This window comes from Paenibacillus ferrarius (assembly GCF_002027705.1).
In the GTDB taxonomy this organism is placed as follows: domain Bacteria; phylum Bacillota; class Bacilli; order Paenibacillales; family NBRC-103111; genus Paenibacillus_E; species Paenibacillus_E ferrarius.
In genome coordinates, this window is record NZ_MBTG01000034.1 from 287,196 (window position 1) to 303,098 (window position 15,903).

Annotated in this window: 10 protein-coding genes and 1 pseudogene; 10 read left to right on the top strand and 1 reads right to left on the bottom strand. The window is 45.9% G+C overall.

Features of this window, described 5'->3' with window-relative positions; all coding sequences use genetic code 11:
• Window positions 1–234: 234 nt before the first annotated feature.
• The 9 genes and pseudogenes from BC351_RS29635 (at window position 235) to BC351_RS29670 (ending at window position 13,863) form a co-directional block, all read left to right on the top strand.
• Window positions 235–3,666 (top strand): galactose-binding domain-containing protein, encoded by a 3,432-nt coding sequence (locus BC351_RS29635; protein ID WP_079417789.1) that lies wholly within the window; start codon window positions 235–237, stop codon window positions 3,664–3,666.
• Window positions 3,667–3,801: 135 nt separating this feature from the next.
• Window positions 3,802–4,284 carry a DUF2798 domain-containing protein gene (locus tag BC351_RS29640; RefSeq protein ID WP_079417791.1) on the top strand — a complete coding sequence of 161 codons (483 nt, stop codon included), beginning with the start codon at window positions 3,802–3,804 and terminating at the stop codon, window positions 4,282–4,284.
• Window positions 4,285–4,435: 151 nt separating this feature from the next.
• Window positions 4,436–5,332, top strand: a pseudogene (locus tag BC351_RS44010) (heparinase II/III family protein); the annotation flags it as partial.
• Between the two features lie 93 nt (window positions 5,333–5,425).
• Window positions 5,426–6,379: a heparinase II/III family protein gene (locus BC351_RS44015; protein WP_279628384.1), complete on the top strand. Its 954-nt coding sequence runs from the start codon at window positions 5,426–5,428 to the stop codon at window positions 6,377–6,379.
• A gap of 692 nt (window positions 6,380–7,071) precedes the next feature.
• On the top strand, window positions 7,072–7,965 hold the full coding sequence (locus BC351_RS29650; protein WP_079417795.1) for a carbohydrate ABC transporter permease: 894 nt from the start codon (window positions 7,072–7,074) through the stop codon (window positions 7,963–7,965).
• Window positions 7,966–7,981: 16 nt separating this feature from the next.
• Window positions 7,982–8,845 (top strand): carbohydrate ABC transporter permease, encoded by an 864-nt coding sequence (locus BC351_RS29655; RefSeq protein WP_079417797.1) that lies wholly within the window; start codon window positions 7,982–7,984, stop codon window positions 8,843–8,845.
• 158 nt (window positions 8,846–9,003) lie between these two features.
• A complete protein-coding gene (locus BC351_RS29660) occupies window positions 9,004–10,398 on the top strand; it encodes an ABC transporter substrate-binding protein (protein ID WP_079417799.1) in 1,395 nt (464 codons plus the stop codon).
• Between the two features lie 89 nt (window positions 10,399–10,487).
• Window positions 10,488–12,257 carry a sensor histidine kinase gene (locus BC351_RS29665; RefSeq protein ID WP_079417801.1) on the top strand — a complete coding sequence of 590 codons (1,770 nt, stop codon included), beginning with the start codon at window positions 10,488–10,490 and terminating at the stop codon, window positions 12,255–12,257.
• Window positions 12,247–13,863, top strand: coding sequence for a response regulator (locus BC351_RS29670; RefSeq protein ID WP_079417803.1), 1,617 nt, complete (start codon window positions 12,247–12,249; stop codon window positions 13,861–13,863). The genes BC351_RS29665 and BC351_RS29670 overlap by 11 nt, the downstream gene beginning before the upstream one ends.
• 25 nt (window positions 13,864–13,888) lie before the next feature.
• On the opposite strand, the gene BC351_RS29675 is transcribed toward BC351_RS29670, so the two are convergent.
• Window positions 13,889–15,250, bottom strand: a complete 1,362-nt coding sequence (locus BC351_RS29675; RefSeq protein ID WP_079417805.1) for a catalase — start codon at window positions 15,248–15,250, stop codon at window positions 13,889–13,891.
• Between the two features lie 177 nt (window positions 15,251–15,427).
• On the opposite strand from BC351_RS29675, the gene BC351_RS29680 reads away from it, so the two are divergent.
• Window positions 15,428–15,874 carry a MarR family winged helix-turn-helix transcriptional regulator gene (locus tag BC351_RS29680; protein ID WP_079417807.1) on the top strand — a complete coding sequence of 149 codons (447 nt, stop codon included), beginning with the start codon at window positions 15,428–15,430 and terminating at the stop codon, window positions 15,872–15,874.
• Window positions 15,875–15,903: the final 29 nt, after the last annotated feature.

A 15,903-nucleotide genomic window follows, 5' to 3' on the forward strand; every position in this document is an offset into this window, starting at 1 on the left:
AATATCCGCCATAAATTCCATAGCAACGCACATTCATCCAGCATGGAAATATCCTTATAATGTTAATTGAACGTGATTTCATTACATAAATGAAGGAGGTAACTGAAGTAAAGAAGAGGAGTGTTTAATCATTCTACATTTAATTAACGGGAGCGAAATCGTACAAGGACCGTGCCTAAGTCGGACATTGACTGTAGAACGGTCTTTGTATTTGCTACCAACAAGGAGGTTTAAATGAAATTATTCAAATTATTTATCCATTATTCACAACGAAAATCATCTCTCATTTGTTTTCTAGTTGTTGCCTTGCTTCTCACTCAAGTATCCTTATTTCCTTCGCGGACTTCGGCAGCAACGAATTTGGCTTTAAATAAAGCGGTGACAGCAAGCGGACACAATGACGTCTATGTGGAAACCAATGTAAATGACGGAAATCAAGCATCTTATTGGGAAAGCACGAACAATGCTTTTCCGCAATGGGTTCGCGTGGATCTTGGAAGCGCTAACACAATAAATCAGGTGGTGCTTAAACTTCCAGCAGGATGGGGAACGAGGTCACAGAACTTGTCCGTTATGGGAAGCACGGATGATGTGAATTATAGTGTGTTGGTTGCAGCAAACACTTATACGTTTGATCCAGCTAACTCGAATGCAGTCACAATAAACTTTACTGGCACTAGTGCAAGATATGTGAAAATTAATGTAACTGCGAATTCGGGATGGGTAGCTGCACAACTCTCTGAATTAGAGATTTATGGATCAACGCCCACACCCACGCCCACACCAACAGTAACGCCAACGCCGACACCAACGGTGACACCTACTCCAACACCAACGCCACCTGGAGGTACTTCGAACCTTGCTTTGGGCAAGCCAATCGTGGCTAACTCTTCGGTATTCTCCTTCATTGCGACTAATGCGAATGATGGAAATACAGCGACTTATTGGGAAGGTGCCGGTGGTTCATATCCGAATACATTAAGTGTTGATTTGGGTGCGAACGCAAGCATTTCCTCGATCGTACTGAAGCTGAACCCAGATACCTCATGGGGCAATCGGACGCAAAACATTCAAGTTCTGGGTCATGATCAATCCAGCACAACTTTTACCAATCTAGTTGCTGCAGCAGACTATTCATTCAGTCCGTCTACCAGCAACAAGATAACGATTCCATTAACAGCTACGGCAAGCGCAGTTCAGCTCAAAATAACTTCAAATACCGGAGCTTCTGCAGGCCAAGTAGCCGAATTTGAAATCATGGGTGTTCCTGCACCGAATCCTGATTTGACGGTTACAGGCTTGACTTGGCTGCCATCCGCACCGATTGAAACCAACGGCATCACGCTGAATGCTGTGGTGAAAAACATCGGTTCGGCTCCATCGGCAGCAACGGATGTTAAATTCTATCTTGGCAGTACATTGGTCGGAACCTCACCGGTAGGTGCACTGGCAGCAGGCGCTGCCACGACGGTATCTGCCAACATTGCCGCCCAAAATGCAGGCACATACACGGTAACCGCCAAAGTCGACGAAGCCAACGTAGTTATTGAGCAAAATGAAAACAATAATAACTATACCAGTGCCAGTCCGCTGACGGTGAGCCCCGTTGCAAGCTCCGACTTGGTAGGAACGGTATCCTGGACGCCAAGCAATCCAACGGCCAATAGTACTGTAGCCTTTACAGTGAACCTGAAAAATCAAGGAACGATTGCTACTGCGAGCGGTGCTCATGGAATCACAATTGCTCTTAAAAATGCTGCTGGGTCAACGATTCAAACATTTAGTGGATCATATAACGGAACTTTAGCAGCGGGAGCTTCGGCTAATGTCATCATTCCCGGAACATGGACAGCGATAAACGGCAGCTATTCCGTAACTACAACTGTTGCGGTAGATGCTAACGAAGTAACGACGAAACAAGCAAACAACTTAAGTACAACAAGCTTAGTTGTCTATGCTTTGCGTGGTGCAAGCGTGCCTTACAGCCGGTATGATACCGAAGACGCTACCATCGGCGGTGGGGCTGTTCTACGGTCAGCGCCGACATTCGATCAAACACTGATTGCTTCTGAAGCTTCCAATCAGAGCTATATAGCACTTCCTGCAAATGGCGCCAATCTTCAATGGACTGTCAGACAGGGTCAAGGCGGAGCAGGTGTAACGATGAGATTTACGATGCCTGACTCAGCTGATGGCATGGGGCTGAACGGTTCACTTGACGCTTATGTGAATGGTGTCAAGGTCAAAACAATAGCTTTGACCTCCTATTATAGCTGGCAGTATTTCTCAAGTGATCAACCTGGAGATACGCCTAGTGCAGGGCGTCCGCTTTTCCGATTCGATGAAGTTCACTGGAAATTGGATACCCCGCTGCAGCCTGGTGACACGATTCGTATCCAGAAGAACAATGGGGATAGTCTGGAATACGGTGTTGATTTCATCGAAATCGAGCCTGTACCTACGGCCATTTCCGCTCCTGCGAACTCAATTTCTGTAACGGATTTTGGTGCTGTTCCGAATGACGGACAGGATGACCTTGCGGCCTTTAACGCTGCTGTAGCGGCAGCCGTTTCATCCGGAAAGACTTTGTACATTCCGACTGGAACATTTAATCTTAGCAGCATGTGGAAAATCGGTTCAATTACGAACATGATCAATAACTTTACTGTTACAGGTGCGGGCTTCTGGTATACCAACTTACAGTTTACTAATCCTGATGCGGCTGGCGGCGGGATCTCGCTCCGTATCACAGGCAAGCTTGATTTCAGCAATGTGTATCTCAATTCCAACTTACGATCGCGTTATCACGAAAATGCAATCTATAAAGGATTCATGGATAATTTCGGAACGAATTCCGTCATCCACGATGTCTGGGTAGAGCATTTTGAGTGCGGGATGTGGGTCGGGGACTATGGGCATACTCCAGCGATTTTTGCTAATAATCTGCTTGTTGAGAACAGCCGAATTAGGAACAACCTTGCCGATGGCATCAATTATTCGCAGGGAACCAGCAATTCAACAGTACGTAATAGCAGTATAAGAAACAATGGCGACGATGGCCTTGCTGTTTGGCCAAGTAATACGTTTGGTGCTCCGGATGGTGTAAATAATACATTCTCGTATAACACGATTGAGAATAACTGGCGTGCGGGTGGTATTGCATTTTTTGGAGGAAGCGGACACAAGGCGGACCATAATGTCATTATCGACACCGTCGGGGGATCTGGCATCAGAATGAACACCACGTTCCCAGGAGCTCATTTTAACAACAATACCGGTATTGTTTTCTCAGATACTACGATTATTAACAGCGGCACAAGTCGGGATCTGTACAATGGCGAACGTGGTGCCATCGATCTGGAAGCTTCCGGAGACGGCATCAAGAACGTAACCTTCAGCAACATCGATATCCTTAACACACAACGTGATGCGATTCAGTTTGGCTACGGTGGCGGATTCCAAAATATCGTATTCAACAACATCACAATTAATGGCACAGGTCTTGATGGAGTAACAACCTCCCGGTTCTCAGGACCCCATAAAGGATCGGCTATTTACACCTATACGGGAAATGGCTCCGCTACTTTCAATACGTTGACGCTCAGTAACATCGCTAATCCTAGCACTAATTACATCCAGACTGGTTTTAATCTGATCGTCCATTAATTAAATCCAAAAGAGGGGCTTGCTTCGCGGCAGCTCCTCTTTTTGTTATGGCTTACTTGTTCACAAACTGTTCACTTACGAAGAGCTTTCCACAATCTCTATAATAACAAAGGTGAACAGAAAGGATGATGGAAGTTGCCAACAACGAAGAAAGAAGATGTTTATTTTGGGTTGATGATGTGCTTTGGAATGGTTGTATGCATGACATTTTATAATTTATTGACGCACGGCTTGATTGGCACAATATCTTGGAAAGGCATACTTTTTCAACTTATTCTGATTTATGTGATTGCTTCCTTATTGGAATTATTTATTGTAGGTCCTGCGGCTAAAAAAATTGCTTTTTCATTGCCCTATGACAAATCCAACAAGGCTTTGGTGATTGTATCCCTTGCATTTTTTATGGTGAGTGGAATGGTACTCTGTATGTCTCTTTATGGATTGGGGACTGCTTATTTCTCTAACAGCCTAATGGGGGAATCCTTGCTTGAGAATTATTTGTCTATCGTAATGAAAAATTTTATTTTCGCTCTCCCTCTACAGCTTATTATTGTGGGACCGCTTGTTCGGTATTTATTTATTAAATTCGTTAAAAATAAACGAACACTGCATGCATAAGAAACCTCCAATCTCCATTTCAACTACTGAAGTGGCGGCTGGAGGTTCTTTTTAGATAGAAATAAAGTGTCATTCTCCTACTAGGAAAGTTGAAACACCTATCTCTGGCAATTAAGACGCTCTATTATAATGTTCCTATGTAGAAAAAGAAGATACGAAGAGGAGGCGCACAGAAATGAATTATTACTTAACAAATCAGGAATTGATGGATGCAGGAAAGCATTATATTCAAGAATATCCAGAGCTTGCAAAGGCATCTATTGAGAAAGCGGAGCAAGCCGCTAAGAATATGTTTCGTGTTCCCTATACTATGGACATGGATCATTGGGTTAACCTAGGGGATCCCATAGATTGGCTATATAATCCATCTAACGATCTTGAATTTACGTGGGTGCTTAATCGACATTGGTACATGCTGGATTTGGGCAAAGCTTATTTGATGACACAGAAAGAGGAGTACGTCCATACTTTTATCAAACATCTGCGCGGGTGGAGGCTGCAAAATCCTGTCCCGGAGCACCTTTCTTACGAGAAAGCAACTTTTTTTCAACAACCAGGGCCTTGGCGCTTATTGGAGGTTGGACTTCGTGTGCAATCGTGGATATCTGCTTTTAAATATATGGAAGGCAGTCCTGTTATTACGGATATTTTCCGAGAAGAGTTTCACACGGCTCTAATTGAGCATGCGAATTACTTGACTAGTTATTTGGGAAATACGGAAATCAATCATGCCATCATGCATATGCAGGGCTTATTTATGATAAGTATTTTTTGCAAGGATCATCCGAGAGCTTCATTTTGGCGGCAATTTGCCAACGAGCGATTGGAGCTGTGCATGGTCCATCAAATTGATCCAGATGGCGTGCAGTGCGAGTTAACGACGCACTACCATAATGGAAGTATTGAAATGTTTGGCACTCCTTATTTGCTGGGGAAGGTATCCGGCTATCCGATGCCGGACGGATACGCGAACAACCTTCGCAAAATGGGAGCATTCACGCACGCGATGATCAGACCCGATAATGGGTCTACTGCTGCTGGTGATTCTGATTTGATAAGTTCCAGCAAGGAGCGTCTTGCCTTACTCGGGGCGATTCTGGAAGATGAGTCCTATATCTCAATGGGCGAGGTTAGCTCGGAAATGCTCTGGCTTGTCGGTAGAGACAGGTATGAGGCGTTCAAACAAAGACAACTGTCCTACACACCGCTGCTTCCTGCTACAGTGTCCTTTCCTCAAACCGGCTTTTATTTCATGAAGGATGAACAGCATTATGTGTTTTTTGATGCCGCATCCATGGGAGGAGCCCATGGACATGCGGATGCGTTGAGTTTGGAGTGGATGTGGAAGCGCAACTTGCTCTTTCTCGATCCTGGAAGATATACCTATGAAGAAGGGGAATGGCGTCGATACTTCAAAAGCACGCGGGCGCACAATACGATTACTGTGGATGGACTAGACCAGACACCTTACGCAGCCTCGCAGGAATGGGGGCAACCGCTGGCGGAGTGTGTCACGAACCGCTGGATCACAGGGGAGGAGTATGACTTTATCGATGCCTCCCATAATGGTTACATGAGGCTTGAAGATCCTGTGCTTCACCGCCGATGGCTGCTGCTAGGGAAGAAGAGGAATGTGATGATCATCGTGGATTGGCTGGAATCCGCAGGCGTGCATGCCATTGAACAGAGATTTCAGCTTCCTCCCTCTGCGGATGTTCGAATCCCTGACGGAGGCTATTCAGATATGCTGAGTACAATTGTTAATTATTCCTCCGCTGTTCAGATGCAAATGCATTGGAAGACGAGCCGTGATCAGATAGGTGATTTTGCCGTTGTCAGCGAGCAGGGCTGGGTATCGGAAATTTATGGTGTCAAAGAGGAAACTTCGACAATTGTCGGTAAAGGAACAATGACCGGTAATATGGGAATTGTGACGGTGTGCACCCCCGTAGATCTAGAGGAAGATAGGATGCTGCCCATCATAACGCGGCTGGAGATTGACCATAATCGGCAAGAGGTATCGATCTCCTTTACAGATGAGGCAGGTCATCTGGATATTCGTCTCGATTGCCATGAAATTAACTGGACTTGCTAGCAACTTCATTTTCGTACAAATGGGGCTGTCCCTTAAGTAGATAAACTTACTTGAGGGACAGCTTTTTGTGTTTGGATTCGTCGTGCCGATTCTAAATTTACTTTACATCGCGATTAGCGCCAGTTCAGATTTGTACAGGGTAACTTGGCGTAAACTGGCCGCTCCGCGTACGATCTTCTTTCATGTGTATACATGCAGCATCCGGATTAGCTGTACGGGTTCTGATCATCTCTTGATGAGCCTCCTGCTTTCTCTGACTCTAGCCCCAGTTGCTTTCTCTAAACCTGTAATTATGCATCTTTTTTGCTCTTGGAATAGCCTCAACGATGAAATTCCTGCGTTTGTGCAGGTTTTTGAGGCTTTTTCTGAATGAACAGCTGAAAAAGATGAAAATGCCTGCACAATTGCAGGTATTTCCACTTTTTAACCAAATTCGCCCGGAATTCCTGTATATTCGCAGGTTTTTACACTCGGATGAACTGATCTGAACTGGAACCCCATCATCTATCGACGCATACCTACTAAATTTGGCTTAGGGGACAGCCTCATTCCAATTAGCACCAGATTGCTTCCTATCGCATACATGGCAATACAGTTGAATTGTCCTACGGACACAGTTGAATCGCCGCTCCCGTTCCTCAATGAGGTTGTACTATGCTTGGAGTACCAAAACCAAAAGGAGCAGATGCACGATGCGAAAAAGAATATCTCTTTTCAATTCCTATGTATTCATTTTTCCCAGTCTATTTTTGACTTTGGCGCTAGGGATCTATCCGATTATCTGGGCGCTTCGTTATATGTTTTACGATTATCAGGGGTATGGAGAAATGAAATTTATAGGTGTCGATAACTTCTCAAGATTGTTTCGGGATCAGGAGTTTTGGCACTCTGTATATAACACGTTCATCTATGCGGCCGGTAAAATTATTATTGTACTGCCGATTTCACTGATCCTAGCGGTTATTTTGAATCGCGGACTGAAGGGCAAAGTGTTTCTGCGAGCGGTTTATTTTATGCCAACGATCATTAGTACATCGGTCATGTCGATCGTTTTTTTCACTATTTTCAATTCGTATAACGGATTGTTGAATCAATTTCTGATCAAGTATGGGGTGATCTCGCAAGCGATTGATTGGCTGGGACCGAATTACGCGATGGTCACTGTCATTATTACCGCCATCTGGGGAGCCATTGGCAACTACATGCTGCTATTCATCGCCGGTCTGCAAGGCATTCCCGATGATCTGTATGAAAGCGCATCGATCGATGGCGCGAATGCGGTACAGAAATTTTGGAGCATTACGATCCCCATGCTGGGGCCCGTGCTGCAAATGATTATTATGCTGGCGATCATCACGGCATTGAAGGGCTATGAAAGCATCATGGTTCTAACCGAAGGGGGTCCCTTCGGTAAAACCGACGTCATGTACTTGTACGTGTACAAATTGTTTTTCCCGGTTTCCGCTTCTACAGCGACTGTGCAGCAAATCGGCTACGGCAGCGCGGCGGGATTCGTTACTGCTCTGATTGTCGGGTTGATTACGATCGTTTATTTCTATCTGTCCAAACGTTTGAATCGGGATTAAGAAGGAGGATTGCAGGATGCATGCAAATACGAAGTCGGGTGTTATTCGAAGCGGATATTTCACCGGTCATGCGGTTAAATGGCTATTTTTGATCATTATTGCTTTCTTTACGCTATTCCCAATTGTGATGGCCATATTGGGTTCATTCAAAACTAATGCAGAATTAACGACAGGAGCTACACTATTGCCGGCTGTGTGGAAATTCTCTAACTACGCAACGGCATGGAAGCAGGCGAATTTTGCCCGATTTACGTGGAACAGCCTATTCCTTAGCACGATCGTGACGGTTGGCACGCTGCTTATCGCCACGATGTCTGCTTATGCGGTCGATCGCACGAGATTCCCCGGCAAACGCTTGTACGTGGTGCTGCAGGCTAGCACGATGTTCATTTCGATCGGCGCGGTAGTTCTGAGACCGCAGTTCGATCTCATGGTCACCCTGGGCCTGAACAAATCTCTTTGGGGCGTTATCCTCATTTTGATCAGCGCGCATGCGACAGTTTACTTTATGCTGATTGGCTTTTTCAAGGCGATCCCCAAAGATCTGGATGAGGCCGCATATATTGATGGCTGTAATTTCTATACGGTGTACTGGCGGATCATTCTTCCGCTGCTGGGTCCTGCTCTTGGCGTTACAGCGCTATTCACGTTCCGCGGCGCATGGAATGAATACATCTTGCCGCTCGTGTTCACGATGACTAATCCAAAGCTGCAAACGTTGACGGTCGGTCTGGCTAATCTGCGCTATGGCATCGGCGCGGCTGCCGAATCCCACCTCATGATGGCGGGGGCTTGTCTTTCCTTCCTGCCCATCCTTGTTGTCTACGTGCTGGCGAACAAGTCATTTATCCAGGTGACAGCAGGAAGCGTGAAAGGATAATCCCCAAAATGCGGGCGTTGCAGGAAAGTGTTTTCTCCCCCTATCAAAAGTTGATTTGCCCTTCACGGTTCCATGAGCAGAGGAATTATGATGAAAGCAGTTACATTTTTGGTTTCAAACAAGTCTTAAGGTAAACTACATGAGGAGGGTTTTACAAGATGAAGAGAAAAATGGTGTTAAACACGCTGCTTGGCGTAACGATGGTCGCTTCACTAGCGGCTTGCAGTGCACAAACGGATCAACAGAAAAGTAAGGAAACTGCTTCCGCAGCAGCCGGAGGCGCCAAAACGAAGCTGACTTATTGGACGGTTGACCGTCATGATGCCGATTATATGAAGGATGTCATCAAGAAGTTTAACGAGACGAACAAGGACAACATTGAAGTTGAAATGACGATTCTTGCTGATAACTTTAATCAATCGATCGATATTGGTTTTGCAAGCAACCAAGCGCCGGATATTTTGAGGACGAATGATTTCCCCGGGTTTGTGAAGAAAGGCTATTTGCAGCCGATCAATGATTTGATGACGGATGAGATGAAGAAACGCTACGGCAATCTTATGGTGGAAGAGCTCAACACGATGGATGGCAACATTTATTCGCTGCCGCATACAGGGCAATACTGGAGATTGATCTACAACGTGGATTTGTTCAAAAAAGCAGGCATCGCCGAACCGCCAAAAACGATCAAAGAATTGGTTGAGGATGCCAAGAAAATTACCGAAGCAGGCAAAGACATTGGGGCATACGGTTTCGCCGAAAACTTCAAAAATCCAGGCTCCGCCTTCGGCCGGATCGCGAATCCGATCGGTTCACTCAGCGGAACTTCCGTGGTGGATGGCTACAACTACAAATCAGGCCAGTTCGATTTCATGGCGTACAAGCCGATTGTGGAGGCGCTTCGTCAGATGAAGCAGGAAGGCAGCATGCTGCCTGGTGTTGAGTCGCTCGACATCGATCCGCTTCGCGCCCAGTTTGCCGCAGGCAAAATCGGCATGTATTTTAACCATTCAGGCGAACCGGCTGTGTATCAAAGCCAATTTCCGACCAAGATTAACTGGAGTGCTGCATTGCCGCCTACGATGGATGGCAATCAACAAGGAACGGTTTCTGTGATTGCCGGGAACTATATCGGCATTAGCAAAAGTACAGCGAATAAAGATAAAGCGTGGAAATTCCTGCAATACATTTATAATCTAGATTTCCAAAAAGAATATCACGAAAAAGGATTCGGGATCTCCATTGTGCCAGACGTCAATGCTGTTGCCCAAAAACCAACAACTCCTGGGATTGAAGGCTTTTTACCTACCAAATTCGATGCCCTGTACGCTCCAACACCACTTAACGTGACGGATACGAAGGTAGAAGGCATGAAATTCGGCAACGCCATCATTAAATATATGCTTGAAGGCGGAGATGTGGACAAGCTCCTGACAGATTTGACAACTCGCTACAATGTTGGTTTGGAGAAAGCCCGCGCGGCGGGCGATACGAAGACCAAAGCGAATCCGAGCTTCGATCCGAATAAGCTGCAAGGCAGTTTAGCCAAGTAAGCTTAGCAAGGCAAGTTTGATTATAGCCAAGCAAGGGGCGCGCAGCCATAAGCAGCGCGTCTCTTGTTACTAGAAGGGGAGGGGACAGTATGAACGGGTGGTACTATCGGCTTTCTCTCCGCCAACGGCTGCGTATTTCCGTTTTGTTGCTGACGATACTTTCTATTGCTCTGACAGGCATCATGTCTTATTGGATTGCTTTTAGATCAACCGAAAGGGGGGCATTTATTTCCAGTCAGAATACGATTAATAAATCAGCACGCGTGGTAGACGAAAAGCTGCGGCATATCATTGTGACCGCTTCCTCGATGATGCTTAGTGATCCATTCAAGCTGGCGATGGAAGACGTGGAGGCGAACGTAGGAGCAAACTATTACACACGCTTGTCTGCTATGCAAACGCCTCTTGGGCAAATGAAATTGATCGAGCCGTCGATTCAATCCGTCTTGATCGATACGCCGGTTGGCGAGCTGTTTGCCACGAATGATCTTCGGAACGGTCAGGTCCGTCTCAGGGATACAACCTTAGTTCGTTATTTGGACAGCAAGGATCGTGTTGTTTGGGTGGAAGATCATGAGGACCTCCTGTTCTCCGGGAAACAGAGAGTGATCTCGATCATTATGAAGCCAGTCACGGAGCACCAAGTGGATAACGTTCATGTCGTCGTGAATGTGAAGGAAGATGCCATTCGCAACGCCGTCACCGACGACTTGCTGGACCATGCCAACACGTATTTTCTGATCTCACGAGATGGTGAGTTTGTTCTGCCGATCAACAGCCAAAAGGCGGCGTTTCAAGATGATCCAGCTTTCCTAGAGCAGCTGCAGGCGCAGGATCGCGGATTTTTCAAATACAACCTCGACGGCAAGCCGTTTCTAGTCAATTATTCGCGGCTTACGATGAATAAGGATTGGACGATGGTGAGCTTGCAAACCCAATCGGATCTGCTTCGCCAGGTGAACAAGATCAAAACGACCACATTGATTATTATGTTAGGCTGTGTTGTCTTAGCCTTCGTGCTGTCTAATGTTATCTCCAGCGTATTGCTGAAGCCGCTTCATAAGCTGCAAGGCTTGATGAGACAAGTTGAAAACAATCATTTGGAAGTAAGGTTCTCCAGTCATTACCAAGACGAAGTTTCCCAAGTAGGGCTTAAATTTAACCGCATGTTGGAAGAGATTGCTTCACTCATTGAGAACGTCAAGGATGCTGAGTTTGAGAAGCGCAAGATGGAGATGAAGGCGCTTCAGGCGCAAATCGATCCTCATTTTCTGTATAACACCTTAAATACAATTCTTTGGAAATCAGAAACTTCGCAGAACCACGATGTTTCCGAAATGATTTCTTCGCTCTCGCTGCTGTTCCAACTAGGACTTAACGGCGGACACGAGATGACGACGATAGCGAAGGAACTCGACCATGTGAGGCAGTATTTGACGCTCCAGCAAAAATGTTACGACGATTTGTTTGAGTATACGATTGACATTGAGGATGATTCGCTGCTGGAAGAACCGATCTTGAAAATTATTTTGCAGCCTTTTGTGGAAAATTCGATTTTACACGGCTTTCAAGAAATGGAGGCCAAAGGAGTCATTAAGATATCCGTTGCACGTACGTCCTCCAGCATGCTGCTGCGGGTTGAGGATAATGGCGCAGGCATGGATGTAGAGCCTGTTTTGGCGGATATGCGGATCGAGCAAACCTCTCAAAAGAGCTATGCCCTTCGTAACGTTTATGGGCGATTACGACTGCATTACGGCAGTGAAGCCGATATCGAATTGAGCAGCGAGCCTTATGCAGCTACCTCGGTCACAGTAACCATACCACTAGCAAGCGAGGGAGATAAAGATGGCAACTGAACTTAGGATGTGCGTAATTGATGATATTAAGACGGTAGTAGAAGGGATCGCCAGCCAGATAGATTGGGAGGCTCATGGCATTCGCATCGTCGGAACAGCAAGCAACGGTGAGAAAGGCGTAGAACTCATTCACAGAACGGAACCTCATATTGTCCTGACCGATATTCGAATGCCCAAAATTAACGGTTTGGATATGACCAGAGAAGTACTGAAAAAGTTTCCGCGCACCAAAATTGTTTTCCTAAGCGGATATACCGATTTCCAGTATGCGCAGCAGGCCGTTCAACTTGGTGCTTTTGATTATATCGTTAAACCGTATACGCCAAAGAAAATTATTGAAGTAGTCTTGAAGGCACGGGAGTCGATTCAAGCAGAAATGGGAGAAACGCAGCGCTATCAAGAGATGGAGAGAAAGCTGCGGGAAAGCTTGCCGTATTTAAGGCAGGAATATTTCCAGTTGCTGCTGCAATTTCGGACGACACCCGAACAAGCGGCAAGACGTTGGGACTTTCTGAATATCGGACTAGAGCGTGAACGCTTCGTTGTTACGTTGATGGAAATCGATCAGTTCGCAGAACAAACGGAAACATTGCCTGTGCAAGAAGTCGAGTTGATTCGATTTACGGTCCAAAATATTTTGGAAGAAAGCTTAAGGCGGTTCACCAAAGGATTTGTATTCCGCGATCATACGAATCGGTTTGTAGCAATATTCAATCCACCGGATTCTTTAAGCGTGGAAGCTATTTCCGAGCAGTGTCGGGAAAATGTACAGAAGTATTCCAGATATACAATTTCACTCGGTTTAGGGGAAGAAGTGACGGCTATACATCAAATTTCGCACTCTTATGCGCAGGCGCTCGCTGCGCTTTCGTATAACTTTTATACCGGAGGCAATACCGTATACAGTTATCGCGATATGAGCCCTGTGCAGCAGACAGCGCCGCGCTACTCGCCGGAGAAGGAAAAGGAGCTTTTTTATTGCCTGCGATCGGGAAATCTGCCTAAAGCATGTGCGATCGTGGATGAGTTATTCGAAGAAACCGTTTCGGTTTCCGTGCCGCCAGCTCCCGAGACGGTAAAAGGATATGGGGATGAGCTCGCCTACTTGATCAACCGCGTTTTCTCGGAAAAGCTGACAGTTGAAGAGATGAAGCAGATCGAGCGTCATCTGATGTACATCAAAAATCTTTCATCCTTTAAGCTGAAGGAGCTTCAGGAAAACATTAAGAAACTGTGCAGGATCGGCTGCGAATTGATTCAGAAACGACACGTGGAAGATGCGAACCAAGTCGTGGAACAAGTGATAGAGCATATTCGTCAGCATGCAGCCTCGAACATGACCGTTAACGATTATGCCAAGCTGGTTTATTTGAGCGGCAGCTATTTTGCCAATCTGTTCAAGAAAGTCACTGGCATGACTGTCATTCAATTCGTGACCTCAGAACGGATGGAACAGGCCAAACTTATGCTCATAGAAGGTAAACAAGTGCAAGAAATCGCTCAATCACTTGGCTACGAGGACAGACCGCATTTCAGTGAACTGTTTAAAAAACATACTGGCATGACTCCGTCTGAATTCAAACAGTTGTACAGCGTAAAAGGATAGAGGGGATAGAGAGATATAGAAAAAGTTATCCCTTTGCTTTCATCTGAATTTGCTGGGCAACCCGTTCCCCGAGTTCAGCAGACGCATTGTACAGATAGCTCAAAACAATGCTCTGTGTTTCGTGGGATATGCCGACAAGCTCGGCAGAGAGGTTATCCACCAAATGTTCTTGCTGCACAGGTGCAAGTGCGTGATAATATTGGCCAGCTTGCGAGAAATCATCTGGCTTGGATAGGTCGGAGCGCATGAGGCGGCCCTCTACGTGTCTACCGTTGCCGCTGGTGACAAGGGAAGCTGGCGTCCAGTGTTCCTGATGGTTGACAGGAATCTTGCGGAAATCTGGACCCAACCGCTGGCGTTGTGAATCCCAATAAATGTTGGCACGTCCCTGGAGCATCTTATCGTCCGACAATTCTGCACCTTCCAAAAGATTGGAGGGTGAAAAGGCTATTTTCTCCACCTGCTCCATGTAGTTATCCGGGTTGCGGTTCAGTACAAGTCGCCCAACCGGCTGCCAAGGATACATCTGTTCATCCCAAACCTTCGTATCATCCAGCGGATCATAGGAAAGGATCGCCTCATCATCGGGATTCATAAGCTGCACATAAAGCCCGTATTCAACCGTTTTTCCCGCTGCTAAAGTATCATATAAATCCTGGCCTGCAATATCTGGATTCTCGGCAATCAATTTGGCTGCTTCATGACGGTCTATATACTGCACGCCGGCAAAAGGAACCCAATGATATTTGACATAAGTACGAATTCCCTGTGCATTTCTCCAGACATACGTATTTACACTGTGGCCTGGGATGTGGCGGAGGCTCTTTACAGTGCCGGCGTCCGAGTAAAGCATGACCAGAAAATGCGTGGATTCGGGCGCTCTAGCTATGAAGCTCCAGAACCGTTCAGGATCGATGAGGTTGTTTACCGGCGAAGGCAAAAAGGCCTTAATAGATTCTGGAAAGCGGATAGCGTCGCGTACGGAAAACACAGGAATGTGGTTGCAAAGCAGATCAAAAACACCTTTTTCCGTATAAAACTTCGTGGAGAATCCACGTACATTACGGGAAGTATCCGGGGTGCCTTTGTTGCTTACGGCAAGGGAGAATCGTACCGTAACAGGGACCTGCTGGCCAGGACTTTGCAGAAAACAAAGCTGTGTATGGGCCGCCATGGAATGCACCGTCTGAAAGTATCCAAAAGCGCCATTGCCTTTGACATGTACGGGTCTTTCCAAAATTTTGGTATGTACAAAAGTCTCCAGCGTTTCGTGCAAAATGGTGTCTTGTTCCACTACGGGACCTCGTTCACCGACAGTTTGCGAATGATTGGCAGCCTGCGATGGCTGAGTGGACGGCCTTTTCGGATATCCATTGTTCTCGTTCATACTTCTAACCTCCCATAACAACGAATCAATTCTCCTTATACAATATGGTGAATGCTAAGCTTCAATGCGCATATGACTATATATATCACTTTGGTTATTCGAAGTTGACGAGTCTTCTGGATGTAAGGTAAACTACATATAGTTAAGTGCTTAACTAATAAGGACGGTGGTGATTGTATGAAAGAGTTGGAATCGTATGTTCAAGAATTGCCGCTGGATACGCTCACTTTTTTCTCGTTGGTTGAAGCAACGGCTAATTTGGTTGATGTTTCTGAACGATATTGGCAATCTGTTGGTGTGAATGGTGCGAGAATCCGCATTTTAGTTGAAATTATGAAGGAAGGAGGTACGATGCTGCCCACCATGCTTGCCAAGAAAATTGGCGTAACGAAGCCCAACATCAGTCTTTTACTAATCCCTTTAGAGAAGGAAGGGCTAATTGTTCGAGCCAGTCATCCGAAGGACGGCAGGAAGACAGTTATTTCAATAACAAGTGAAGGTCAAAGCCTGCTTATGAAACACTTGCCTGAAAATCGCCAACGAATCGCGGAGAAAATGAAGGTATTGGAAGAGGCTGAGATGAAACAACTCCTTGTTTTATTAAATAAGCTGCGAAGAAGTTGAAATAAAGCTTTGTTCATTTAGTTAAGGGC

What these genes read in the sequence shown, in the direction of transcription:
- BC351_RS29635 (WP_079417789.1), top strand. Translation starts at nt 235, where the DNA reads ATGAAATTATTCAAATTATTTATCCATTATTCACAACGAAAATCATCT.
- BC351_RS44015 (WP_279628384.1), top strand. Translation starts at nt 5,426, where the DNA reads ATGCTCTGGCTTGTCGGTAGAGACAGGTATGAGGCGTTCAAACAAAGA.
- BC351_RS29650 (WP_079417795.1), top strand. Translation starts at nt 7,072, where the DNA reads ATGCGAAAAAGAATATCTCTTTTCAATTCCTATGTATTCATTTTTCCC.
- BC351_RS29655 (WP_079417797.1), top strand. Translation starts at nt 7,982, where the DNA reads ATGCATGCAAATACGAAGTCGGGTGTTATTCGAAGCGGATATTTCACC.
- BC351_RS29660 (WP_079417799.1), top strand. Translation starts at nt 9,004, where the DNA reads ATGAAGAGAAAAATGGTGTTAAACACGCTGCTTGGCGTAACGATGGTC.
- BC351_RS29665 (WP_079417801.1), top strand. Translation starts at nt 10,488, where the DNA reads ATGAACGGGTGGTACTATCGGCTTTCTCTCCGCCAACGGCTGCGTATT.
- BC351_RS29670 (WP_079417803.1), top strand. Translation starts at nt 12,247, where the DNA reads ATGGCAACTGAACTTAGGATGTGCGTAATTGATGATATTAAGACGGTA.
- BC351_RS29675 (WP_079417805.1), bottom strand. Translation starts at nt 15,250, where the DNA reads ATGAACGAGAACAATGGATATCCGAAAAGGCCGTCCACTCAGCCATCG.
- BC351_RS29680 (WP_079417807.1), top strand. Translation starts at nt 15,428, where the DNA reads ATGAAAGAGTTGGAATCGTATGTTCAAGAATTGCCGCTGGATACGCTC.